The organism is Streptomyces sp. NBC_01618 (assembly GCF_045209435.1).
GTDB lineage: Bacteria > Actinomycetota > Actinomycetes > Streptomycetales > Streptomycetaceae > Streptomyces.
The window spans coordinates 3843260-3867019 of the sequence record NZ_CP109297.1 but is presented as its reverse complement, the minus strand read 5'-3'; the positions used below and the strand labels follow the sequence as shown (position 1 = coordinate 3867019).

23 protein-coding genes are annotated in these 23760 nt (G+C 69.1%); 17 read left to right on the top strand and 6 right to left on the bottom strand.

What is annotated here, in order from left to right:
* The first annotated feature begins 242 nt into the window (after positions 1 to 242).
* From pdhA to OH735_RS18055, 5 genes are all read left to right on the top strand, one after another.
* A complete protein-coding gene (gene pdhA / locus OH735_RS18075) occupies positions 243 to 1454 on the top strand; it encodes a pyruvate dehydrogenase (acetyl-transferring) E1 component subunit alpha (protein WP_406382568.1) in 1212 nt (403 codons plus the stop codon).
* A 2-nt stretch (positions 1455 to 1456) separates the two neighbouring features.
* Positions 1457 to 2437, top strand: coding sequence for an alpha-ketoacid dehydrogenase subunit beta (locus OH735_RS18070; RefSeq protein ID WP_406382567.1), 981 nt, complete (start codon positions 1457 to 1459; stop codon positions 2435 to 2437).
* A gap of 10 nt (positions 2438 to 2447) precedes the next feature.
* On the top strand, positions 2448 to 3851 hold the full coding sequence (locus OH735_RS18065) for a dihydrolipoamide acetyltransferase family protein (RefSeq protein WP_406382566.1): 1404 nt from the start codon (positions 2448 to 2450) through the stop codon (positions 3849 to 3851).
* Between the two features lie 224 nt (positions 3852 to 4075).
* Entirely contained in the window at positions 4076 to 4135 is a 60-nt protein-coding gene (locus OH735_RS18060) for a hypothetical protein (RefSeq protein ID WP_406386621.1), read from the top strand.
* Positions 4136 to 4293: 158 nt separating this feature from the next.
* Positions 4294 to 4728: a VOC family protein gene (locus tag OH735_RS18055; RefSeq protein WP_406382565.1), complete on the top strand. Its 435-nt coding sequence runs from the start codon at positions 4294 to 4296 to the stop codon at positions 4726 to 4728.
* A 75-nt stretch (positions 4729 to 4803) separates the two neighbouring features.
* Here OH735_RS18055 and OH735_RS18050 read toward each other — a convergent pair whose 3' ends face one another.
* Positions 4804 to 5703 (bottom strand): D-alanyl-D-alanine carboxypeptidase family protein, encoded by a 900-nt coding sequence (locus OH735_RS18050; RefSeq protein WP_406382564.1) that lies wholly within the window; start codon positions 5701 to 5703, stop codon positions 4804 to 4806.
* A gap of 332 nt (positions 5704 to 6035) precedes the next feature.
* Between OH735_RS18050 and OH735_RS18045 the strand changes: the two genes are divergently transcribed.
* Both OH735_RS18045 and OH735_RS18040 read left to right on the top strand, forming a co-directional pair.
* Positions 6036 to 6731 (top strand): GntR family transcriptional regulator, encoded by a 696-nt coding sequence (locus OH735_RS18045; protein WP_406382562.1) that lies wholly within the window; start codon positions 6036 to 6038, stop codon positions 6729 to 6731.
* Entirely contained in the window at positions 6728 to 8038 is a 1311-nt protein-coding gene (locus OH735_RS18040; RefSeq protein ID WP_406382561.1) for a nitrate/nitrite transporter, read from the top strand. Before OH735_RS18045 ends, OH735_RS18040 begins: the two co-directional genes overlap by 4 nt.
* Before the next feature lie 81 nt (positions 8039 to 8119).
* On the opposite strand, the gene OH735_RS18035 is transcribed toward OH735_RS18040, so the two are convergent.
* A complete protein-coding gene (locus OH735_RS18035) occupies positions 8120 to 8944 on the bottom strand; it encodes a maleylpyruvate isomerase family mycothiol-dependent enzyme (RefSeq protein ID WP_406382560.1) in 825 nt (274 codons plus the stop codon).
* A gap of 170 nt (positions 8945 to 9114) precedes the next feature.
* Here OH735_RS18035 and OH735_RS18030 point away from each other — a divergent pair, with 170 nt between their 5' ends.
* Positions 9115 to 9915: a carbon-nitrogen family hydrolase gene (locus tag OH735_RS18030; RefSeq protein ID WP_406382559.1), complete on the top strand. Its 801-nt coding sequence runs from the start codon at positions 9115 to 9117 to the stop codon at positions 9913 to 9915.
* Between the two features lie 61 nt (positions 9916 to 9976).
* Here the strand turns inward: OH735_RS18030 and OH735_RS18025 are convergent, their stop codons facing one another.
* Complete coding sequence (locus OH735_RS18025; protein WP_406382558.1) at positions 9977 to 10468, bottom strand: LURP-one-related/scramblase family protein; 492 nt, start codon at positions 10466 to 10468, stop codon at positions 9977 to 9979.
* 82 nt (positions 10469 to 10550) lie between these two features.
* Here OH735_RS18025 and OH735_RS18020 point away from each other — a divergent pair, with 82 nt between their 5' ends.
* Complete coding sequence (locus OH735_RS18020; RefSeq protein WP_406382556.1) at positions 10551 to 12377, top strand: NHL domain-containing thioredoxin family protein; 1827 nt, start codon at positions 10551 to 10553, stop codon at positions 12375 to 12377.
* Between the two features lie 138 nt (positions 12378 to 12515).
* On the opposite strand, the gene OH735_RS18015 is transcribed toward OH735_RS18020, so the two are convergent.
* The 3 genes from OH735_RS18015 to OH735_RS18005 all read right to left on the bottom strand — a co-directional run bounded on the left by OH735_RS18015 (position 12516) and on the right by OH735_RS18005 (position 16478).
* Entirely contained in the window at positions 12516 to 13814 is a 1299-nt protein-coding gene (locus OH735_RS18015; RefSeq protein ID WP_406382555.1) for a M18 family aminopeptidase, read from the bottom strand.
* 101 nt (positions 13815 to 13915) lie between these two features.
* The gene (locus OH735_RS18010) at positions 13916 to 14539 is read right to left on the bottom strand and encodes a Uma2 family endonuclease (RefSeq protein WP_406382554.1); all 624 of its coding nucleotides are present in this window, start codon (positions 14537 to 14539) and stop codon (positions 13916 to 13918) included.
* 112 nt (positions 14540 to 14651) lie between these two features.
* Positions 14652 to 16478 carry an acyl-CoA dehydrogenase gene (locus OH735_RS18005; protein WP_406382553.1) on the bottom strand — a complete coding sequence of 609 codons (1827 nt, stop codon included), beginning with the start codon at positions 16476 to 16478 and terminating at the stop codon, positions 14652 to 14654.
* A 171-nt stretch (positions 16479 to 16649) separates the two neighbouring features.
* Between OH735_RS18005 and OH735_RS18000 the strand changes: the two genes are divergently transcribed.
* The 8 genes from OH735_RS18000 to OH735_RS17965 all read left to right on the top strand — a co-directional run bounded on the left by OH735_RS18000 (position 16650) and on the right by OH735_RS17965 (position 23756).
* Positions 16650 to 17090 carry an SseB family protein gene (locus OH735_RS18000; protein WP_072487501.1) on the top strand — a complete coding sequence of 147 codons (441 nt, stop codon included), beginning with the start codon at positions 16650 to 16652 and terminating at the stop codon, positions 17088 to 17090.
* A 171-nt stretch (positions 17091 to 17261) separates the two neighbouring features.
* Complete coding sequence (locus OH735_RS17995; protein ID WP_406382552.1) at positions 17262 to 18218, top strand: pirin family protein; 957 nt, start codon at positions 17262 to 17264, stop codon at positions 18216 to 18218.
* A gap of 50 nt (positions 18219 to 18268) precedes the next feature.
* The gene (locus OH735_RS17990) at positions 18269 to 19348 is read left to right on the top strand and encodes an AI-2E family transporter (protein ID WP_406382551.1); all 1080 of its coding nucleotides are present in this window, start codon (positions 18269 to 18271) and stop codon (positions 19346 to 19348) included.
* Positions 19349 to 19530: 182 nt separating this feature from the next.
* Positions 19531 to 21315, top strand: a complete 1785-nt coding sequence (gene aspS, locus OH735_RS17985; protein ID WP_406382550.1) for an aspartate--tRNA ligase — start codon at positions 19531 to 19533, stop codon at positions 21313 to 21315.
* A gap of 390 nt (positions 21316 to 21705) precedes the next feature.
* Entirely contained in the window at positions 21706 to 21915 is a 210-nt protein-coding gene (locus tag OH735_RS17980) for a hypothetical protein (protein WP_406382549.1), read from the top strand.
* 8 nt (positions 21916 to 21923) lie between these two features.
* Positions 21924 to 22121, top strand: a complete 198-nt coding sequence (locus tag OH735_RS17975; RefSeq protein WP_406382548.1) for a DUF397 domain-containing protein — start codon at positions 21924 to 21926, stop codon at positions 22119 to 22121.
* Positions 22122 to 22230: 109 nt separating this feature from the next.
* Positions 22231 to 22689 (top strand): hypothetical protein, encoded by a 459-nt coding sequence (locus OH735_RS17970; RefSeq protein WP_406382547.1) that lies wholly within the window; start codon positions 22231 to 22233, stop codon positions 22687 to 22689.
* Between the two features lie 227 nt (positions 22690 to 22916).
* Positions 22917 to 23756: a L,D-transpeptidase family protein gene (locus OH735_RS17965; RefSeq protein WP_406382546.1), complete on the top strand. Its 840-nt coding sequence runs from the start codon at positions 22917 to 22919 to the stop codon at positions 23754 to 23756.
* Positions 23757 to 23760 lie beyond the last annotated feature (4 nt).

The following is a 23760-nucleotide window of genomic DNA, read 5'->3' as shown; positions in this document are numbered from 1 at the left end:
CCAGCGAGAGTTCCCGACTTTTTCGATTTACTTGGAAATCCAAGCAAAATCGCAGGTCAGATAGGGTTTCGCAGTTATGCGGCGTACTGGGTAACGTGCTTTTGGCAGGGTGCTCGCCGGGGCACCTGTCACGCCTGTTCCCGGACCGAGCGGCACCCACCCCGTGCACGGGTACGGACGCAGGCGAGCCGCACTGGCTTCCCGGCAGACCCCGGGGGCCGGACCGACGGAGGAGCACGCACGTGACCGTGGAGAGCACTGCCGCGAGCAAACCGCGACGCAGCAGTAAGCGGACCAGCGCCGTGAAAACGCCCGCTAGGACGTCCGCCAAGACGCCCGCCAAGACATCCGCGAAGACGCCGCAGGGGTCCGAGCCCGAGCTCGTACAGCTGCTGACGCCCGAGGGCGAGCGGGTGGAGCACCCGGACTACGGGATCGACCTGACCGCCGAAGAGCTGCGCGGCCTGTACCGGGACATGGTCCTGACCCGCCGCTTCGACGCCGAGGCGACCGCGTTGCAGCGCCAGGGCGAGCTGGGCCTGTGGGCCTCGCTGCTCGGCCAGGAGGCCGCCCAGATCGGCTCCGGCCGGGCCCTGCGCGACGACGACTACGTCTTCCCGACGTACCGCGAACACGGCGTCGCCTGGTGCCGGGGCGTCGACCCGACCAATCTGCTCGGGATGTTCCGCGGTGTGAACCACGGCGGCTGGGACCCGAACACCAACAACTTCCACCTGTACACGATCGTCATCGGCTCCCAGACCCTGCACGCCACCGGCTACGCCATGGGCGTCGCCAAGGACGGCGCGGACTCGGCCGTGATCGCGTACTTCGGCGACGGCGCCTCCAGCCAGGGAGACGTCGCCGAATCCTTCACCTTCTCCGCGGTCTACAACGCCCCGGTCGTCTTCTTCTGCCAGAACAACCAGTGGGCGATCTCCGAGCCGACCGAGAAGCAGACCCGCGTCCCGCTCTACCAGCGCGCGCAGGGCTTCGGCTTCCCCGGGGTCCGGGTCGACGGCAACGACGTACTCGCCTGCCTGGCCGTCACCAGGTCGGCGCTGGAGCGGGCCCGCCGGGGGGAAGGGCCCACGCTCGTCGAGGCGTTCACCTACCGGATGGGCGCGCACACCACCTCCGACGACCCGACGAAGTACCGGGCGGACGAGGAGCGCGCCTCCTGGGAGGCCAAGGATCCGATCCTGCGGCTGCGCACCTACCTGGAGAAGCAGGGCACCGCCGACGAGGCGTTCTTCACCGCCCTGGAGGAGGAGAGCGAGGCCCTCGGCAAGCGCGTACGTGAGGCGGTACGGGCGATGCCCGATCCCGACCCGATGGCGATCTTCGACCACGTCTACGCCGACGGGAGCCCACTCGTCGACGAGGAGCGCGCCCAGTTCGCCGCCTACCAGGCATCGTTCGCGGACTCCGACTCCGCCGAGGAGGGCAAGTAGCCATGGCCATGGAAAAGATGTCCATTGCGAAGGCTCTCAACGAGTCGCTGCGCAAGGCTCTCGACACCGACCCCAAGGTCCTCATCATGGGTGAGGACGTCGGCAAGCTGGGCGGTGTCTTCCGGATCACCGACGGACTCCAGAAGGACTTCGGCGAGGACCGGGTGATCGACACCCCGCTCGCCGAGTCCGGCATCGTCGGTACGGCGATCGGCCTGGCCCTGCGCGGCTACCGGCCCATCGTGGAGATCCAGTTCGACGGCTTCGTCTTCCCCGCGTACGACCAGATCGTCACGCAGCTCGCGAAGATGCACGCCCGCGCGCTCGGCAAGATCAAGCTGCCGGTCGTCATCCGGATTCCGTACGGCGGCGGCATCGGCGCCGTCGAGCACCACAGCGAGTCCCCCGAGGCCCTGTTCGCGCACGTCGCGGGCCTGAAGGTGGTCTCGCCCTCGAACGCGAGCGACGCCTACTGGATGTTGCAGCAGGCCGTCCAGAGCGACGACCCGATCATCTTCTTCGAGCCGAAGCGCCGCTACTGGGACAAGGGCGAGGTCGAGACCGACTCCATCCCCGGTCCGCTGCACCGGGCCGCGGTCGCGCGTACGGGCTCCGACCTGACGCTCGTCGCGTACGGGCCGATGGTGAAGGTCTGCCTGGAAGCGGCCGCGGCCGCCCAGGAGGAGGGCAAGTCGATCGAGGTCCTGGACCTGCGCTCGATGTCCCCGATCGACTTCGATGCCATCCAGACCTCGGTGGAGAAGACCGGCCGGCTCGTGGTGGTCCACGAGGCACCGGTGTTCTACGGCTCCGGGGCGGAGATCGCCGCCCGGATCACCGAGCGCTGCTTCTACCACCTGGAGGCACCGGTGCTGAGGGTCGGCGGCTACCACGCCCCGTACCCGCCGGCGCGGCTGGAGGACGAGTACCTGCCGGGTCTCGACCGGGTGCTCGACGCCGTCGACCGTTCGCTGGCGTACTGAGGACTGGGGCGTGACAACGATGACCGACACTTCCAACGCTGCTCGCTTCCGTGAGTTCAAGATGCCCGACGTGGGCGAGGGACTGACCGAGGCCGAGATCCTCAAGTGGTACGTCCAGCCCGGCGACACCGTCACCGACGGCCAGGTCGTGTGCGAGGTCGAGACGGCGAAGGCGGCCGTGGAGCTGCCGATTCCGTACGACGGGGTGGTGCACGAGCTGCGCTTCCCCGAGGGCACGACCGTCGACGTCGGCCAGGTGATCATCGCGGTGGACGTGGCCCCGGGCAGCGGTGACACGGTCCCGGCGCCCGAGCCGGCCGCGCAGCCGGAACCGGAGCCCGAGGCTCCCAAGGGCCGTCAGCCCGTCCTCGTGGGGTACGGCGTCGCCGAGACCTCCACGAAGCGGCGCGCCCGCAAGGGCGCCGAGGTGCCGGCGCCCGCCGCGGCAGCTGTGATCCAGGGCGAGTTGAACGGCCACGGCGCCATGACTGTCCGGGAGAGCAGGCCGCTCGCCAAGCCGCCGGTGCGCAAGCTGGCCAAGGACCTTGGCATCGACCTGGCGACGGTCGTCCCGACCGGCGAGGGCGGGATCATCACCCGCGACGACGTGCACGCGGCGGCCACGCCCGTACGGGCCCAGGCGCAGGCCCCCGTAGCGGTGGAGGCCGTGCCGGTCCCCGCCGCCGAGGCACCGGCTTTTGTCGCTGCCGGTGTGCGGGAGACCCGTATCCCGGTCAAGGGCGTACGGAAGGCCATCGCCCAGGCGATGGTCGACAGCGCCTTCACCGCGCCGCACGTCACGGAGTTCGTGACCATCGACGTGACGCGCACGATGAAGCTCGTGGCGGAGCTCAAGGAAGACAAGGACATGGCGGGGGTCCGGGTCAACCCGCTCCTGATCATCGCCAAGGCGCTCCTCGTCGCGATCAGGCGCAACCCGGAGGTCAACTCCGCCTGGGACGAGGCGAACCAGGAGATCGTGCGCAAGCACTACGTCAACCTGGGCATCGCCGCCGCCACCCCGCGCGGTCTGATCGTGCCGAACATCAAGGACGCGCACGACATGACCCTGCCGGAACTCGCCGCGGCGCTGGGCGAGCTGGTCTCCACGGCGCGTGAGGGCAGGACGTCTCCCGCGGCCATGGCGGGCGGCACGGTGACGATCACCAACGTCGGTGTCTTCGGCGTCGACACGGGTACGCCGATCCTGAACCCGGGCGAGTCCGCGATCCTCGCGGTCGGCGCGATCAAGCTCCAGCCCTGGGTCCACAAGGGGAAGGTGAAGCCCCGTCAGGTCACCACGCTGGCCCTGTCGTTCGACCACCGTCTGATCGACGGCGAACTCGGCTCCAAGTTCCTGGCGGATGTCGCCGCGATCCTGGAGCAGCCGAAGCGGCTGATCACCTGGGCGTAGCTGTGCGAGATGGGCCCGCGCGAAGTTCGCGCGGGCCCATCGGCATGTCCGGCCCCTGCCGCAGGGCGAGTTCGGCGAACACGGTCTTGCCGACGGTGCGCGGCTCGACGCCCCAGCGGTCCGCGATCCGCGCGACGATCAGGAGCCCTCGCCCGTAACACTCGTCGTCCCCGGCCTCGCGCAGACCGGGCAACCGCGACTCCAAGCGGCCCGACGGCCCCGTCATCGTCCTCGGCCCCGCCGCCTGGGACGCCTTCCGGGTGGGGCTGGTCGGGTCGGACTGACCCGGATCGGCGAGCAACTCCTCGGAGCGGAGGAATCGACATCGGCTCGCCCCCTGGGACCGCACGGCACGGCAGCGGTTCGCAAAGGAATTCCGCTGGTCAACGTCCCGATATTCGCCGGGAATTGAGCTGCGGATGTCCGCTGCTAGGGTGACCCGATGGCATCGGTCAAGAAGATCCAGATCACTTTCGACTGCGCGGATCCCGAGCGCGTCGCCCGTTTCTGGTGCGAGGTGCTGGGATACGTCGCACCGCTGCCGCCGGAGGGGTTTGACTCCTGGGACGCCTACAACGACTCGCTGCCGCCCGAGAAGCGGGGGGCGTGGTTCGCGTGCTCCGATCCCACGGGTGAGGGCCCGCGCATGTACTTCCAGCGCGTTCCCGAAGGCAAGGTCGCCAAGAACCGGGTGCACGTCGATGTGCGGGCCGGCACCGGACTCGTGGGTGCGGAGCGGCTGGCCGTGCTGGAGGCCGAGCGCGATCGGCTGGTCGCGCTCGGCGCGGTGTGCACGTACGTGCTGTACGCCGATGAGGAAAACGAGTCGTGCATCGCGATGCAGGACGTCGAGGGCAACGAGTTCTGTCTCGACTGAGCACCCTCCGGTACGGCGAGAGGGGCCCCGCACTACGCGGGGCCCCTCTGTGAAGTGTCGCCGTGATCGGGTGGGCTACTTCTTGAAGCCGTAGTCCATGATCTTCTTCATGTCGGCGGTGCGGGTGGTCGCGCTGGTGGAGGTGAGCACCGTGCCGATGAGCGTCTTGCCGTTGCGGGTCGCGGCGAAGACGAGGCAGTACTTGGCCGTCGGGCCGGAACCGGTCTTCACGCCGATCGCGCCGCTGTAGCTGCTGAGCATCGCGTTGGTGTTGGACCACGACATGTAGCGGTAGCCACCACTCTTAGTGGTGACCTTCTGCTTGGTCGACTTGGTCTTCACGACCGTGCGGAACGTGGAACTCTTCATCGCGCTGCTCGCGAGCTTCGTCAGATCGCGCGGCGTCGAGTAGTTCGAGCCGTTCCCTATGCCGTCGAACGAGTCGAAGTGGGTGTTCGTCATTCCGAGCGACTTGGCCTGGGCGTTCATCTTGCCGATGAACGACTTCACGCGGGCCGCGCGGGTGGTGCCGGAGCCGAACTTGTCGGCCAGCGCGTACGCGGCGTCGCAGCCGGACGGCAGCATCAGGCCGTACAGCAGCTGGCGGACGGTGACCTTGTCGCCCACGATCAGGCGGGCCGACGAGGCGCCCTTGGAGACGATGTAGTCGCTGTACGCCTTCTGGATCGTGACCTTGGAATCCAGGTTGAGGTTCTTCTGTGCCAGGACGACCTTGGCGGTCATGATCTTGGTGGTGGAACCGGTGGAGCGACGGGTGTCCGCGGCCTTGGAGTACAGGGTCTTCGCGGTGCCGTTGTTCATCACGTAACCGCCCTTGGCGGTGATCGTGGGGGTGGGCAGTGTAGCGGCCTGCGCCGTGGAGGCGAACGCGCTGCCCGCGATGACAGCACCCGCGGTGAGGGCCACGGTGGCAGCGGCCGAAACGCGGTTTATGCCCTTGATGCCGATTTTCAACTTGAACGCTCCAAATGCCCCTGGAATGCGGCCACATGAGGGTGCCGCTCGGTGATGAGACTCATGAGGGCCGGGGAAGGATGTGCTGATTCCTGGGGCGATTTCGGAGCTGCGGGCGGTTCAGGACAAGGATCGGCGCGCCGTCCGGTGCGGCGCCGCCGGATCCGGGCCCCCGTCGCCCCTGTACGTGAAGGTGTTGATGTCGATCGCGTCACGCCGTGCGGGTGTCCGCCCTGCTCCATCGGCCGGTTCCGGTGCGGTCGGCCGAGGTTTCGCCGTCCGGATTCCGGACGGGTGTCATCATGCACGCATCTTGTATCTATGCTGTGTACATGCCTGCCGCACCCCCAGCCGTGAAGCCCCGCGCGAAGTCGGCCGCGAAGTCTTCCGTCAAACAGCCTCCCGCCGCCGAGCGCGTCTACGCCCATATCAAGGAAGCCGTCCTGGACCGTCGCTACGAGGGCGGCACCCTCCTTACCGAAGGTGATCTCGCGGAGGCCGTCGGAGTCTCCCGTACGCCCGTGCGTGAGGCGTTGCTGCGGCTGGAGGTCGAGGGGCTGATCAAGCTGTATCCGAAGAAGGGGGCTCTCGTGCTCGCCGTCTCCGCCCAGGAGATCGCGGATGTGGTGGAGACCCGGTTGCTGGTCGAGGAGTTCGCGGCCCGCAAGGCCGTGCCCGCCTCCGCGCAGTTGATCGGGCGGCTCGAAGAACTTCTCGACGAGCAGCGGCAGCTTGCGGAGGCCGGGGATCTGGCCGCGGTGTCCGTGAAGGACCGCTGCTTCCACGCCGAGATCGTGCGCAACGCGGGCAACGACATCCTCTCGCGCCTCTACGACCAGCTGCGCGACCGTCAGCTGAGGATGGGCGTCGCCGTGATGGAGGCGCACCCGGGGAGGATCGCCGCGAACATCACCGAGCACGGTGAGCTGCTGGAGGCCATCAGGTCCGGCGACGCGGACGGTGCCGCGCAGGTCGTGCGGCGCCATGTCAGCCGGGTCAAGGTGCTCGTCAGGGGTGAGGACCGATGAGTTCCGCCGCCGCGCCCGCCCTGTCCCTGCCCGGTGATCCGCCCGGCGGCCGGCGTGCCGTGTGGGTCTGGGGCATCGGGGTCGCCGTCTACTTCGTCGCCATCATCTTCCGCACCAGCCTGGGTGTCGCCGGACTCGACGCCGCCGACCGGTTCCACGTCAACGCCTCCGCGCTCTCCACGTTCTCCATCCTTCAGCTGCTCGTCTACGCGGGCATGCAGATACCCGTCGGCCTGATGGTCGACCGACTCGGCACCAAGAAGGTCCTCACCCTCGGGGCCGTCCTGTTCACCCTGGGGCAGCTGGGCTTCGCGCTCTCCCCCTCGTACGGCATGGCGCTGGCGTCCAGGGCGCTGCTCGGCTGCGGCGACGCGATGACGTTCATCAGCGTGCTGCGGCTCGGCGCCCGCTGGTTCCCGGCGCGGCGCGGTCCGCTGATCGGGCAGGTCGCCGCGCTCTTCGGCATGGCGGGCAACCTCGTCTCGACGCTCGTCATCGCGCGGGCCCTGCACGGATTCGGCTGGACCACCACCTTCGTCGGCAGCTCCGTCGCCGGGGTTCTCGTCCTCGTACTCCTTCTGCTGTTCCTGAAGGACCACCCCGAGGGCCACGAGCCGCCGCCCGCCGAGCACGCGGGCGCCGCCTATGTACGCCGGCAGATCGCCGCCGCCTGGCGGGAGCCCGGCACTCGGCTCGGTATGTGGGTGCACTTCACCACGCAGTTCCCGGCCATGGTGTTCCTGCTGCTGTGGGGGCTGCCGTTCCTGGTGGAGGCGCAGGGGCTGAGCCGGTCCATCGCCGGTGAGCTGCTCACCCTGGTGGTGCTCTCCAACATGGCGTTCGGGCTGGTCTACGGGCAGATCATCGCCCGCCACCACGCGGCCCGCGCGCCGCTGGCCCTCGGGACGGTCACGGTGACGGCGCTGCTCTGGGCGTCGACCATCTTCCACCCGGGCGACCACGCCCCGATGTGGCTGCTGATCGTCCTGTGCGTGGTGCTCGGCGCGTGCGGTCCCGCCTCGATGATCGGCTTCGACTTCGCACGGCCGGCCAACCCGCCGGAGCGCCAGGGCACCGCGTCGGGCATCGTCAACATGGGCGGTTTCATCGCCTCGATGACCACGCTGTTCGCCGTCGGCGTGCTGCTGGACGCGACCGGGGACAACTACCGGATCGCTTTCGCCTCGGTCTTCGTGCTGGAGGCGCTCGGCGTCGTACAGATTCTGCGGCTGCACTCCCGGGCCAAGCACCGCGAGCGGGACCACCATGTGGTCAGCCGCGTGGAGGCCGTGCACGTGCCCGCGTGACGCGCCTGTCGCGCCGGATCGGCGGCGCGCCCGTCCTCGCACGACGGGCGCCGCCGATCGCCGGGGCGCGGCGTGGGGACGCTACGGCGTCACGGCGAAGTTCTGCAGGATCGCCGCCGCCAGGTCCGGGTCGCCCTCGATCTTGATCCGGTCCGCGACCGCGGCCGCGCGCACCCGCCCGCAGGCGAGGCGGTAGTACGTCTCCCAGTCCATCGCCAGCGTCACCGCGGGCCCGAGCGACGGCGAACCGTCCACCGAGCCGTGGCCCTCCGCGTCGACCCTGACCGTGCGCAGGAATTCCAGCGCCCCGTTCACATCGAGCACGACCGCCGAATTGGGCGGTGCGCCCGCGTCCTTGGCGACCACCTTCGGCAGTGCGGCGAGCAGGGTGTCCCGGACGACGAACGCGCCGGGGGAGTCCAGATTGCCGGGCCGCCCCAGCGTCGTCCGCAGGTCCTGCTCGTGCACCCAGACGTCGAAGGCCCGCATCCGCAGCGCGAGTTCGAGGGTCTGCTCGGCGCCCAGCGGCGCCCGGACCATGGTCTCGGGGGCACGGCTCTCGTTGCGCAGCTGACGTGCGCGGCGGATGATCGTGTACTCCAGCTCGGAGGTCATCTCCGGCGCGGTGTGGTGGCGCCGCACATCGACCTGCATCTCCATGTACCGGGCGAAGTCGCTCTGCACGTGGAAGAGATCGCGCGGCAGCGTGTGGATCGGACGCGGGTCACCGAGCTGCTCGCTCTCCATGCCGATGATGTGCGAGACGATGTCACGCACCGACCAGTTGGGGCACGGTGTACGGCTGTTCCATTCTCCTTCGGCGAGCGGCTTCACCAGCTCGGCTATCGACTCGATGGAGTGGGTCCAGGCATCGGCGTAGGTCTGGAGGCTGGGATGGACGGTCACGGGACCCCTCGTGCGGTTCTGCGGTGCATGGGCTGGAGTGCTGGGCGCGGGCGGCGGACTGCGTGGGAGGTTCGGTCGCTAAGTTACGCTGCGAGCAGGCACCCCGGCAGTGCTTTCGTGTGACGATCGTAGGCCCGTGTTGACGGCTCGAATGCCAGGACGGTGGTAGTGTGCGCGCCTCCCTCATCCAGATCGCAGTAAACCCGGACGAATCGGTCAATTCTCGTAGGCAGCGCGCGGCTTCGCTGATCGCGGACCAGCGCGGCGCGGATCTGGTGGTTCTACCAGAGCTCTGGCCGGTCGGCGCCTTCGCGTACACCTCCTTCGCCGAGGAGGCCGAACCGCTCCAGGGGCCCACCCACGACATCATGGCCAAGGCCGCGGCCGAGGCCGGGGTCTGGCTGCACGCGGGCTCCTTCGTCGAGCGCGCCGCCGACGGCACCCTCTACAACACCGCACTCGTCTTCACGCCCGAGGGCGAGCGCGCCGCCGCGTACCGCAAGGTCCACCGCTTCGGCTTCGACAAGGGCGAGGCGGTCATGATGGGTGCCGGCGAGGAGCTCGTCACGGTCGCCCTGCCGGAGACCACCCTGGGCCTCGCCACCTGTTACGACCTGCGCTTCCCGGAAATGTTCCGCGGCCTGGTCGACGCGGGCGCCGAGACGCTGATCGTCGCGGCGGGCTGGCCCGAGCGCCGCCGCGCCCACTGGACGCTGCTGGCCCGGGCCCGCGCCGTCGAGAACCAGTCGTACGTCCTGGCCGTCGGCACCGCGGGCACCCACGGCGGAATCCAGCAGGCCGGACACAGCATCGTCATCGACCCGTGGGGCGAGGTGCTCGCGGAGGCGGGCGCCGACGAGGAGGTGCTGAGCGTGGAGTTCGACCCGTCGAAGGTCGCTGCCACGCGCGAGCAGTTCCCGGCGCTCAAGGACCGGCGGCTGGGGCTGGCCCCGCCCGAGACGGGCGAGTAGTCACGTTTCACGTGAAACCGGGTTCGATGTCATCGCCGGACGGGCTCGATTGTCGAGCTCGTCAGCCCTCGTGCTCCTTGTCGGCGAGCACGATGACGCACACCGATACGGCGATGAGCAGCGCCGCGTCGGCGTCCTCCCGTACGACGTCGATGCCGTACGTGTCCCGGACGGTCAGCCACCGCCGCGAGATCTGGGCCAGCAGTTCCCCGTCGTAGTCGATGGCGAACTCGCGGTCCAGGATCTTGCCGCTGACATCGAGCTCGGTACCGTCCACCAGCGTGACCCGGTAATGGTTGCGCAGCAGCGACAGTCGCTTGCGCTTGACCTCGGCGAGCTGCTCGCCGTCCCGCTCGATGAGCATCGTGTCGCGCAGGCTGAGCAGCTTCTGCCGGATCTCGACCAGGATCCGGCCCTGCGCGTCCTTCAGCTCGAAGGTCTCACGCACCCGCATGGCCTTGCCGTCGACGAGGAAGACCTTGCGGCCGTCCGCGTCCTCGATCCAGTAGTCGTCGCCTACAGCGAAGAGCCGTTCACGCACCAGGAATCTCATGGCTCACAGGTTCCCCCAGGACCGTCCGGAATACGTGGACCCTCCGGAATGCGTGCGGGCCATGGTGCTGTTGACTGTTCGCATGGCTACACGTGCGCGCGTCCGGGCCCCCGAGCTGATCGGCAAGGGTGGCTGGCTCAATACCGGAGGCAAAGAGCTCACCCTCGCCGACCTGCGAGGTAAGTGCGTTGTTGTTGATTTCTGGACCTTCTGCTGTGTGAACTGTCTGCATGTTCTCGATGAGCTGCGCGAACTGGAGGAGAAGCACCGCGACACCGTCGTGATCATCGGTGTGCACTCGCCGAAGTTCGTCCACGAGGCCGAGCACCAGGCAGTCGTCGACGCCGTCGAGCGGTACGAGGTCCACCACCCGGTCCTCGACGACCCGGAGCTGGCGACCTGGAAGCAGTACGCCGTACGCGCCTGGCCCACGCTCGTCGTCATCGACCCCGAGGGCTATGTCGTCGCCCAGCACGCGGGCGAGGGCCATGCGCACGCCATCGAGAAGCTGGTCGAGGAGCTGGAGGCCGAGCACGGGGCGAAGGGCACGCTGCGCCGCGGCGACGGCCCGTACGTCGCGCCCGAGCCGGTCGCCACGCATCTGCGGTTTCCCGGCAAGGCCCTGCTCCTGCCGGACGGCGGCTTCCTCGTCTCCGACACCACCCGGCACGGCCTGGTCGAGATCGAACGTGACGGTGAAACGGTTCGCCGTCACGTCGGAACAGGGGACAGGGGGTTCACCGACGGTGGGCCCGACGAGGTCCGGTTCTCCGAGCCGCAGGGCCTCGCCGTGCTGCCCGACGGCCGGATCGCGGTCGCCGACACCGTCAACCACGCGATTCGCGCCCTCGACCTCACCACCGGGGCGACGACGACCCTCGCCGGCACCGGCCGTCAGTGGTGGCAGGGCTCACCGACGACGGGCCCGGCCCGCGAGGTCGACCTGTCCTCCCCCTGGGACGTCGCGTGGTTCGCGGACCGGCTGTGGATCGCCATGGCGGGGGTGCACCAGCTGTGGACGTACGACCCCGCGACGGGGACCGTGCGGGTCGCCGCGGGCACGACCAACGAGGGCCTGGTCGACGGGCCGGCCGACGAGGCCTGGTTCGCCCAGCCGTCCGGCCTCGCCACGTCGGCCGACGGGGAGCGGCTGTGGGTTGCCGACTCGGAGACGTCCGCCCTGCGGTACGTCGAGCGGGACGGCACCGGCTTCGTCGTCCGTACGGCCGTCGGCACCGGCCTCTTCGACTTCGGACACCGCGACGGCGCGGCGGAGCAGGCGCTGTTCCAGCACCCGCTGGGCGTGACCGCGCTGCCCGACGGGTCCGTCGCCGTCTGCGACACGTACAACCACGCGCTGCGGCGTTACGACCCGGTGAGCGGCGAGGTCACCACCCTGGCCACGGATCTGCGCGAGCCCAGCGACGCCGTCCTGGCCGACGGCGATCTCGTCGTCGTCGAGTCCGCCCGGCACCGGCTGACCCGGCTGCGGCTCCCGGAGGAGGCCGTGCGCGTCGCCGGCCAGGCACACCACACACGGCGCGCGGCCACCGAGATCGCCCCGGGTACGCTCCGGCTCGATGTGGTCTTCCAGGCCCCCGCCGGGCAGAAGCTGGACACCCGGTACGGTCCCTCGACCCGCCTGCTGATCTCGTCGACCCCGCCCGAGCTGCTGGCGGAGGGCTCCGGTCCGGGCACCGATCTCTTCCGCGACCTGGTCCTGGCCGACGGCGTCACCGAGGGGGTCCTGCACGTGTCCGCGATGGCGGCGTCCTGCGACGACGACCCGGCGAACGAGTACCCGGCCTGCCATGTCCACCAACAGGACTGGGGCGTCCCCGTCCGCGTGACCGCGGAGGGAACGCCCCGGCTGCCGCTGGTGCTGGCAGGGATGGACGAGCAGGCCTGACGAGGGGGAGCCGGGGCACGACCTCGGCTCTTGGCGACCGTCGGCAGGTTCTGCTTGCCGCCTTCCAGGAATTGGATCGCCGGCCGTGCCCGCCGCGGCCGGGGTGGCCGCGGACACGGCCGACCGCGGCCGGAGCGCTCAGCCCGCCAGGAACGCCGCCAGGGCGTTGGCCAGCAGGTACGGGTCGTCCGCGCCGCAGAGTTCACGGGCGCTGTGCATCGAGAGGATCGCGACGCCGATGTCCACGGTCTGAATGCCGTGCCGGGCGGCTGTGATCGGGCCGATGGTGGTGCCGCACGGCATCGAGTTGTTGGAGACGAACGTCTGCCACGGCACGTCCGCCTTCCGGCACGCCGCCGCGAACACGGCCCGGCCGCTGCCGTCGGTCGCGTACCGCATGTTGACGTTGACCTTGAGGATCGGTCCGCCGTTGACCACCGGGTGGTGGGTCGGGTCGTGGCGCTCGGCGTAGTTGGGGTGGATCGCGTGGCCGGTGTCGGAGGAGAGACAGACGGTCCCGGCGAAGGCCCGGGCGCGGTCCTCGTACGCACCGCCGCGGGCGAAGACGGAACGCTCCAGGACCGTGCCGAGCAGCGGTCCGTCGGCGCCGGTGTCGGACTGGGAGCCGTTCTCCTCATGGTCGAAGGCGGCCATGACCGGGATGTACGGAAGCTCGGAGTCCGGCTGCCCGGCGACGGCGGCGAGCGCGGCGGCCGCCGCGTGCACGGAGAGCAGGTTGTCCATCCGGGGCCCGGCCAGCAGCTCGCGGTCGCGGCCCAGGTAGGCGGGCGGCTCGACGGGGTGCGGCATCAGATCCCAGCCGGTCACGTCCGCGGCGTCGACGCCCGCCTCCTCGGCGACGAACCGGATCAGGTCGCCCTCCTCGACGTCCCCGAGTCCCCAGATCGGCTGCATGTGTTTCTGCCGGTCGAGCTTCAGCCCGTCGGGGTTGGCCGACCGGTCCAGATGCACGGCCAGCTGCGGTACGCGCAGGAGCGGCCGGTCGATGTTCACCAGCCGGTGCGTGCCGTCGCGCAGCGAGATGCGGCCGGCGAGGCCGAGGTCACGGTCGAGCCAGGTGTTGAGGAGCGTCCCGCCGTAGATCTCCACGGCGACCTGCCGCCAGCCGTACGCCCCGGTGTCGGGCAGCGGCTTGACGCGCAGGTTCGGCGAGTCGGTGTGTGCTCCGACGATCCGGTACGGGGTGTGCGCCGCGGTGCCCTCCGGCACGTACCAGGCGACGATCGCGCCGCCGCGCAGCACGTACTTCCCGCCGCTGGTGCCGTCCCAGGCCGCGGTCTCCTCGACCTGGCGGAATCCGGCCTTCTCCAGCCGCTCGGCCGCGGCGGCCACGGCGTGGTACGGGGAGGGGGAGGCCATCAGGAAGGCCATCAGGTCGTCGGTGTGACCGCGGTCGAAGCGGAGGGAGGAACTCATGTTCTTCACTGTAACGAGGCCGGACGGGCAGGTTTCACCGTCGTCCGCGGGCGGTACCGCGGGGTGCCCGCGAGGCCGGGGCACGCGCGGGGAGGCCTGGCCTACAGCTGGTCGATGGCGGTCAGGTCGATGTCGATGTCATACGGATCGGAGAGCTTCAGCCGGTCGTGGTGGACGCCGGTGGAGACGTATGCCTTGTTGACCGGGTCGAGTGCGTAGGTCCAGACCACGGGTCGGCCGTTCTCGGTCATCTCGACGAGCCAGAAATTCGGGATGCCCGCCCCTGCGTACTTGTGCGGCTTGGTGTCGCGGTCCCTGGCCTCGGAATCGGGCGAGACGACCTCGACGGCGAGCAGGACGTCGGCGGCCTGGTAGCGAGTCTGGCACTGGTCCCCGTCCGCTTCGGCCGTCACCACGACGAGGTCGGGTTCCGGGGCGTTGCGCTTGCCGAGCACGACGGCCATTTCGCGGCGGACGCGCAGGCCTTCAGGAACGTGGCTGCGCAGCCCCTGCTCCAGCAAATACATCGCCAGCGTGTGGAACTTCCGCTGCGGACTCACGAAAACCAGGCTCCCGTCGATCAGCTCTGTGTGCGGCGGGAGGTCGTGAAGCGTGAACAAATCTTCCACGGTGTAGCCGTCCGGTGGCGGGACCGGCCACTTGGAATCGTCGCGCCGCAGCTGCGACGCTTCGGGCAGTGCCTCGGCGGTCATGGTTCCTCCCATGGACGGGATTCTCGGCCGTGCACTCAGCGTACCCAGCTGATACGACAGCGCCGCCACCCGAAAAAATTTCGGGTGGCGGCGCGTGTTGACGATTCCGTACGGAGCGGCGTGGTTAGAACGCCGCCTCGTCCAGCTCCATCAGCGAGTTGTCGACGGACTCGGCGAGCGCCCGCTCGGTGGAGACGCCCGGCAGGACGTTCGCGGCGAAGAACTTCGCGGCGGCGATCTTGCCCCGGTAGAAGGCGACATCCTTGGCGGCGGCGGCCGGCAGCTTCTCGGCCGCGACGGCCGCGCCCTTGAGCAGCAGGTAGCCGACGACGACATCGCCGGAGGCCATCAGCAGGCGGGTGGTGTTGAGGCCCACCTTGTAGATGTTCTTGACGTCCTCACCGGTCGCGGTCAGGTCGGTGATCATCGTGCCGACGATCGCCTCCAGGTCCACGGCCGCCTTGGCGAGCGAGTCCAGCGCACCGGACAGCTCCTCGTTGCCCTGGGCACCCGCGAGGAACTTCTTGATCTCCTCGGAGAGTGCGTTGAGCGAGGCGCCCTGGTCGCGGACGATCTTCCGGAAGAAGAAGTCCTGGCCCTGGATCGCCGTCGTGCCCTCGTACAGCGTGTCGATCTTGGCGTCACGGATGTACTGCTCGATCGGGTACTCCTGGAGGTACCCGGAGCCGCCGAACGTCTGGAGCGACTGCGCCAGCTGCTCGTACGACTTCTCGGAGCCGTAGCCCTTCACGATCGGGAGCAGCAGGTCGTTGAGGCCGTGCAGCGCCTTGGCGTCCTCGCCCGCGGCCTCCTTCTCCTGGATCGCGTCCTGGACGGAGGCGGTGTACAGCACGAGGGAGCGCATGCCCTCCGCGTACGCCTTCTGCGTCATGAGGGAGCGGCGCACGTCGGGGTGATGCGTGATGGTGACCTTGGGGGCGGTCTTGTCCATGAACTGCGACAGGTCGGTGCCCTGGACGCGCTCCTTGGCGTACTCAAGCGCGTTGAGGTAGCCGGTCGAGAGGGTCGCGATGGCCTTCGTGCCGACCATCATGCGGGCGAACTCGATGATGCGGAACATCTGGCGGATGCCGTCGTGCTTGTCGCCGATCAGCCAGCCCTTGGCGGGGTGCTGGTCGCCGAACGTCATCTCGCAGGTGTTGGACGCCTTGAGGCCCATCTTGTGCTCGACGTTCGTCGCGTACACGCCGTTGCGCTCGCCCAGCTCGCCGGTGGTCCAGTCGAAGTGGAACTTCGGGACCATGAAGAGCGAGAGGCCCTTGGTGCCGGGGCCGGCACCTTCGGGGCGGGCCAGCACGTAGTGGATGATGTTCTCGGACATGTCGTGCTCGCCCGAGGTGATGAAACGCTTCACACCCTCGATGTGCCAGGAGCCGTCCTCCTGCTCGACGGCCTTCGTACGGCCCGCGCCGACGTCCGAACCGGCGTCCGGCTCGGTCAGCACCATCGTCGAGCCCCACTGCTTCTCGACGGCGATCTCGGCGATCTTCTTCTGCGCCTCGTTGCCCTCGTCGAAGAGGATGCCGGCGAACGCCGGGCCGGAGGAGTACATCCAGACGGCCGGGTTCGAGCCGAGCAGCAGCTCCGCGTAGCCCCAGATCAGGGAGCGCGGGGAGGTGGTGCCGCCGATCTCCTCGGGCAGGCCCAGACGCCAGTACTCGGAGTCCATGAACGCCTGGTACGACTTCTTGAAGCTCTCCGGGACCGGTGCGGTGTTGGTCTCCGGGTCGAAGACCGGCGGGTTGCGGTCGGCGTCGGCGAAGGAGTCGGCCAGCTCGTTCTCCGCGAGACGGGCGACCTCGTCGAGGATGCTCTTCGCCGTCTCGACGTCCATCTCGGCGAACGGGCCGGTGCCGTACGTCTTGTCGCGCCCGAGGACCTCGAAGAGGTTGAACTCGATGTCGCGGAGATTCGACTTGTAGTGCCCCATGGGAAGGCTCCGTAATCAATAGCGGTGGCGTGCGGCACCCCGGAAGGGGCGTGGGCCGGGCGGGCGACGAGCTGGCGGTGCGCATATCAGCTGACCTCTACGATGATGCTACCCGCCAGTAATAAGACGCAACCCCTCAAGGGCTTGATGTGTCCGATTACTCTTTGCGGCATGTACGGCTACGACCAGAACCCCGGCGCACAGCAGCAGATGGGTGGCGGCTACGGCGAGCAGCCGCTGTATCCCGAGCCCTCGCCGCCGTCCCTGGGGGACGCGGTACGGGCCTTCACGACCGGCTCGCTGTCTGCCGAGGACTTCCAGCAGATCTTCGCGACGTCGAAGGTCTACTGCCCGCGCGGCGACAACCCCGGATTCCTCGCGCTGCACAACACCCAGCAGCCGGTGATCCCGATGTTCACCACGCTCAAGGAACTGCGGCTGTACGCGGGCAAGGAGTCCAAGTACTTCGTGATCACCGGTGCCGAGGTGATCGACCTGCTGCCGACCGGCTACGGCTTCGTCCTCGACATGGAGGGCGAGCACCGCATGGTCTTCGACGCGAAGGCCGTGGAGCAGATGGTCGACTTCGCGATGCGCCGTATGTACGGCTGACCTCCGGTCTTCGTTCGAGCAGGGGCCCGTACCGCCAGGTACGGGCCCCTGCTCGTCGTGGTGGCCGGGTGCTGCTCGTCGTGGTGGCCGGGGTGCGGGAATGGATGCCGCCTTGCGGGATGTTCACCATTCAACTAAATTGAACTCAGGACAATCCCGGAGGTGGCTCCCATGCCCGCAGTGACCGTCGAAAACCCGCTGACCCTGCCCAAGGTCGCCGCCTCGGGCGACGCCACGGCCCGTCCCGTGCTCGCCGTCACCACGGCGCCGAGCGGATTCGAGGGCGAGGGCTTCCCGGTTCGCCGCGCGTTCGCCGGGATCAACTACAAGTACCTCGACCCGTTCATCATGATGGACCAGATGGGTGAGGTGGAGTACGCGGCCGGAGAGCCGAAGGGCACCCCCTGGCACCCGCATCGCGGCTTCGAGACCGTCACGTACCTGATCGACGGAACCTTCGTCCACCAGGACTCCAACGGCGGCGGCGGCACCATCCGCAACGGCGACACCCAGTGGATGACCGCCGGATCCGGCCTCCTGCACATCGAGGCGCCGCCGGAGTCCCTCGTGATGTCGGGCGGCCTCTTCCACGGCCTCCAGCTCTGGGTGAACCTGCCCAAGGCCGACAAGATGATGGCCCCCCGCTACCAGGACATCCGCGGCGGCCAGGTCCAGCTCCTCGCCTCCCCGGACGGCGGCGCGCTGCTCCGCATCATCGCCGGTGAGCTCGACGGGCACGAGGGCCCCGGCATCACGCACACCCCGATCACGATGATCCACGCCACCGTCCGTCCCGGCGCCGAGGTGACCCTGCCCTGGCGCGAGGAGTTCAACGGACTCGCGTACGTCCTCGCCGGTCGCGGCACCGTCGGCGCGGAGCACCGCCCCGTCCACATGGGGCAGACCGCGGTCTTCGGCGCCGGTTCCTCGCTGACCGTCCGCGCGGACGAGAAGCAGGACGGCCACACCCCGGATCTGGAGGTCGTCCTGCTCGGCGGCCGCCCGATCCGCGAGCCGATGGCGCACTACGGACCGTTCGTGATGAACAGCCAGGCCGAACTGAAGCAGGCCTTCGAGGACTTCCAGGCCGGCCGCCTCGGCACGGTGCCCGCGGTCCACGGAATGTGACACCCGTGGACGGAGTGGACATCCCACCCGCACCGTGATCGGGTGGGAGGGTGCAGACCCCCAAGCCCCTCCTGCCCGACGGTGCGCGGCGCACAGCCGCCTGGTGCGGTGTCGTTCTCCTCGTCACCGGGGTTGCTGCGGTTGCCGTCTGGCTGTGCGTCATCTTCAAGACCGCGGTCACGCCCGTACTGCTCGCGCTGCTCGGTACGGCGCTGCTCGGACCGGTCCACCGTCGGCTGACCGCCCGCGGAATGAACCGTTCGCTGGCCGCGGGGCTCACCTGCGCACTGCTCGTCGCGGTGGTCGGCGGCGCCGGCTACATCGTCGTCACCGCGCTCGTCGACACCGGCGACCAGATCGTCCGCTCGCTGAAGGACGCCGGGCAGTGGGTCGTCGACCACTTCGGCATCAGCAAGCAGGCCAATGTGAACGACCTCGTCGCCAACGCCCAGAAACTCGTCCAGAAGTTCGGCGCGAGCGCGGCGGGCGGGCTCCTCTCCGGGATCAGCCTGATCGGCTCGCTGATCGCGACCAGCGTCCTCGCCCTCCTGCTGACCTTCTTCTTCCTGCGTGATTCCGACAAGGCCGCGGGCCTCGCCCACTCGATCGCCCCGCGCGGTACCGGGGACCTGGTCGAGGCCATGGGGCGGCGGGCTTTCGAGGCCGTGCAGGGCTTCATGCGCGGCACCACGTTCATCGCGCTGATCGACGCCGTCTGCATCACGGCCGGTCTGCTGATCCTGCGGGTGCCGGGCGCAGTGGGGCTCGGTGCGCTGGTCTTCGTCGGCGCCTACATCCCCTACCTCGGGGCGTTCATCTCCGGCGCGGTCGCGGTGCTCGTCGCGCTCGCCGACCGCGGGTTCGTGATCGCACTCTGGGCGCTGGGGGTCGTGCTCGCCGTACAGGTGCTGGAGGGGCATGTCCTGCAGCCGATGATCCAGAGCCGTACGGTCCAGATGCACCCGGCCACCATCATGATCGCGATCACCGCGGGCGCCAGTGTGGCGGGCCTGCTGGGCATGCTGCTCGCGGTGCCGGCCTGCGCGGCGGCCTTCGGCATCCTCGGCGAACTGCGCGGAGAGCGTCCCGGTCCGCCCGGTGCTCGGCCTTCCGGCCCGTCCGGCGTTTGAGGGGGGGCCGGTCCTTCCCGGTCCGTCCGACGGCGGTCCAGCCCCCTCCGGACGGGGCCCGCCGCCCCTCCGCCCGGTGCCGGATGATCTTGAAATGTCAATGTCAATGATTTGGTGCGGGCGTGGGCGGTAGCCTGGGGAGGCTGAATCCACCCCGAACCGCGAAGACTGGATGAACGAGAATGCATCGGTACAGGTCCCACACCTGCGGCGAGCTCCGCGCCTCTGACGTCGGCACCGACGTCCGGCTGAGCGGCTGGCTGCACAATCGCCGAGACCTGGGCGGCATCCTCTTCATCGATCTGCGCGACCACTACGGTCTGGTGCAGCTCGTCGCCCGTCCCGGCACCCCCGGCAACGAGGCCCTGGCGAAGCTCACCAAGGAGACCGTCGTACGGATCGACGGCAAGGTCTCCGCGCGCGGCGCCGACAACGTGAACCCGGAGCTCCCGACCGGCGAGATCGAGATCGAGGTCACCGAGGTCGAGGTGCTGGGCGAGGCCGCCCCGCTGCCCTTCACGATCAACGCCGAGGACGGGGTCAACGAGGAGCGGCGCCTGGAGTACCGCTTCCTCGACCTGCGTCGCGAGCGCATGCACCGCAACATCATGCTGCGCTCGGCCGTCATCGCCTCCATCCGCTCCAAGATGGTGGCTCTCGGCTTCAACGAGCTGGCGACCCCGATCCTCACCGCGACCTCCCCCGAGGGCGCCCGCGACTTCGTCGTCCCGTCCCGCCTGAACCCGGGCAAGTTCTACGCCCTGCCCCAGGCCCCGCAGCAGTTCAAGCAGCTGCTGATGATCTCCGGCTTCGACCGCTACTTCCAGATCGCACCGTGCTTCCGCGACGAGGACGCCCGCGCCGACCGTTCGCCCGGCGAGTTCTACCAGCTCGACGTCGAGCTGTCGTTCGTCGAGCAGGAGGACATCTTCCGGCCGATCGAGACGGTTATGACCGAGCTCTTCGAGGAGTTCGGCAACGGCCGCCACGTCACCTCGCCGTTCCCGCGCATCCCGTTCCGCGAGGCGATGCTGAAGTACGGCAACGACAAGCCGGACCTGCGCGCCAAGCTGGAACTGGTCGACATCTCCGACATCTTCGCCGACTCGGAGTTCAAGGCGTTCGCCGGCAAGCACGTCCGCGCCCTCCCGGTCCCGGACACCGCCGGTCAGTCCCGGAAGTTCTTCGACGGCCTCGGCGACTACGCCGTCCAGCACGGCGCCAAGGGCCTGGCCTGGGTCCGCGTCGGCGAGGACGGCGGCCTCACCGGCCCGATCGCCAAGTTCCTCACCGAGACCGACATCAAGACCCTCACCGAGCGTCTGTCCCTCGTCCCCGGCCACGCGGTCTTCTTCGGCGCGGGCGAGTTCGACGAGGTCTCGAAGATCATGTCCGCCGTCCGCGTCGAGGCCGCCAGGCGCGCCGGGCACTTCGAGGAGGGCGTCTTCCGGTTCTGCTGGGTCGTCGACTTCCCGATGTACGAGAAGGACGAGGACACCGGGAAGATCGACTTCTCCCACAACCCCTTCTCGATGCCCCAGGGCGGCATGAAGGACCTGGAGGAGAAGGACCCCCTCGACATCCTCGCCTGGCAGTACGACATCGTCTGCAACGGCATCGAGCTGTCCTCCGGCGCCATCCGTAACCACGAGCCCGACGTGATGCTCAAGGCCTTCGAGATCGCCGGTTACGAGCGCGAGACCGTCGAGCACGAGTTCGCGGGCATGCTCCGCGCCTTCCGCCTCGGCGCCCCGCCGCACGGCGGCATCGCCCCGGGCATCGACCGCATCGTGATGCTCCTGGCCGACGAGCCCAACATCCGCGAAACGATCGCCTTCCCGCTCAACGGCAACGCCCAGGACCTGATGATGGGCGCCCCGACGGAGCTGGACGAGTCCCGCCTGCGCGAACTGAACATCCAGCTTCGCAAGCCGTCGGCATCGGCGAAGGACAAGACGGAGAAGTAACAGCCACCCGTTTCCTCCTCCTGGAGGCTCTTCTCCTCGTTCCACGTGAAACATCCCCCGGCCGGGTCGGCCGGGGGATGTTCGCCGTTTCCGGCAGACGTGGGAGCGGCGCGCGGTCGCCACGTCACCCCGTTTCGGGGGCGGCTCCGAATCACGTGCGGAGTGCGTCAGTCTCCAGCGGGTGGTGCCTACCCGGACTGATACAGGTCACGGAACTCAAGTCGCGGGGCAAGACGAAGCGGCTGTTCGTAGCTCCTGAGGTACGTGTGCTCTTGTTACGGGCGAAGGCGCACCGCGTTCTGAGCCAGTGCCGTATCAGCCACCCTCGACCTGTTGAGGTCGACTCGGTGCCTGCTGAGATGATCGCGAGACGCGACCACATCAGCGGGGATGATGGAAATCACCGAGCGCACGCTCAGTGAGCCTTGCGAGGGCGTTCTGGTGGAGCCCGAGGGAGGCAGCGCGGTGGGGGTGCTGGTGCTGGCTGGTTCCAGTGGCCGTATTGACACCGACCGCTGTCGTGTTCTCGCCCGCGCGGGGATGACCGCCCATCCACAGCAATCGCGGGACTTCATCCACCGACTCTCGAAGGATGTGTGAGGAACGGTATGGCCATACGGACGTACTGGCAGAAGTCGTCCTTCTCCGGTGGTGGTGACGGGAACGACTGCGTCGAGCTCGCCGCCGCGGGGGACCGGATACGGCTCCGTGAGGGCGATGACCCCGGTACGGAGCTGGTGGTCACGTCCGTGGCGTTCGCCGGGCTCGTCCGGGATGTGAAGGACGGGCGGCTCGGCCGGGCGTGACCACCGCGGCCTCACAGCAACGCACAGCCCGCACACAGGCCCCTCCCAGCTTCCGTGCCTGGCCTCGCCGTTCAAGACGGAGACTCAAGGGCCCGCGCACAAGAAGGACATGTCCCGCCGTCGGGTGGTGCTCGCCGGAGGTGCGGTGATCGTGGCCGCCGGGATCGGGGCCGGCGTCGTCGCCACCGCTTCCGCCGACGAGGACACGGCCGGTGCGAAGAAGTCCGGAGGCGGACAGGGCGAAGAGTGTTACCGGCTCACCTCGGAGACCGCCGAGGGGCCGTACTACGTCGACGCCGACAAGTTCCGGAAGGGCATCACCGAGGACAAGGAGGGCATCCCCCTCACCCTCTGGGTCAACGTGATCGACTCCGAAACCTGCAAGCCGGTCGCGCACGCGGCCGTCGACATCTGGCACTGCGACGCGCTGGGGGTCTACGACCGGAGCGGGGTCACGGGCGGGCTGATGGAGCTCGCGTACCGCAAGCGCCACATGGCGCGGGGTGTCGTCGGCTCGATCACGATGGGTGTGGACCCGGACGAGACGCACGACGGCACGGATCTCTGACCTGACCTCAGGCCTCCGTTCCCGGCACGGGCGGGAAGGGCCCGGAACCTACACGACCGACATGGTTTTGGGCCTCTTTCATGTGCGTGTCCGGCGGGTGATACAGCCGTATGGCCCACGTGCGGATTCGCGCATCGGCGACGCGGCGTTAACTGGGTTCGGCGGGACGAAGCGTGACGGGGAGCCCCGCTTGTGCCGTCTTCACCCACGACTGCTGAGGAGTGCCCGTGTCCGCGAACCGTCCATCGGCCGCCCGGCGCCCCCCGTACGTCATCTGCGCAGGAACGATTCTGCTGCTCACCGCCTGCGGCAATACCTCAGAGACCGCCGCCGGCGCCCACGAGGTCCGGGCGGCGGCCACGGCTTCCGCCGGTGTCGCGGGTCCACAGGCCGCGGGGGAACGGGGGCGGGCCGCCCTCGGTCCGTACGCGGGGCGGGCCGCCCCGGGGCCGTACGCGCCACGCGTCCTGCCCCGTGAGATCCCCGCGCTGGGGTCGCGCACCAGGGGCGGGATCCCGGCGGACGCCCGGCAGGCGCTCGTCGTCACGGGCGATTCCTACAACTCCAGCCTGTCCACCGCTGTCCTCTATACCCGTGACGATCCCGCCGCGGGCTGGCGCGCGGTCACGGACCGCTGGCCGGCCCACAATGCCCTGAACGGCTGGACCGACGAGCACTGGGAGGACGACCTCCGCACCCCGGTGGGGGTCTACGGGCTGACGGCGGCGGGCGGTCGCTTCGAACCCCCGGAGACCGCGTTCCCGTACGAGCAGCGTCCGGAGTTCGCGGTGAGCGGTGAAGGGTTCCACGGGGAGACTCTGGAGGGTTCCTTCGACTATGTCGTCGCCGTCGACTACAACCGGGTCCCCGGCGCCTCCCCGCTGGACCCGGAGCGCCCGCTCGGCAAGGAACGCGGTGGCGGCATCTGGATCCATGTGGACCACGGCGGTCCGACCCAGGGCTGCATCTCGCTCCCCGAGAACCGGATGAGGGAACTGCTCCGCATCCTCGACCCGGAGAAGAAGCCGGTCGTCGTGATAGGGGACGCGGAGGCGCTGGAACGGTGAACCG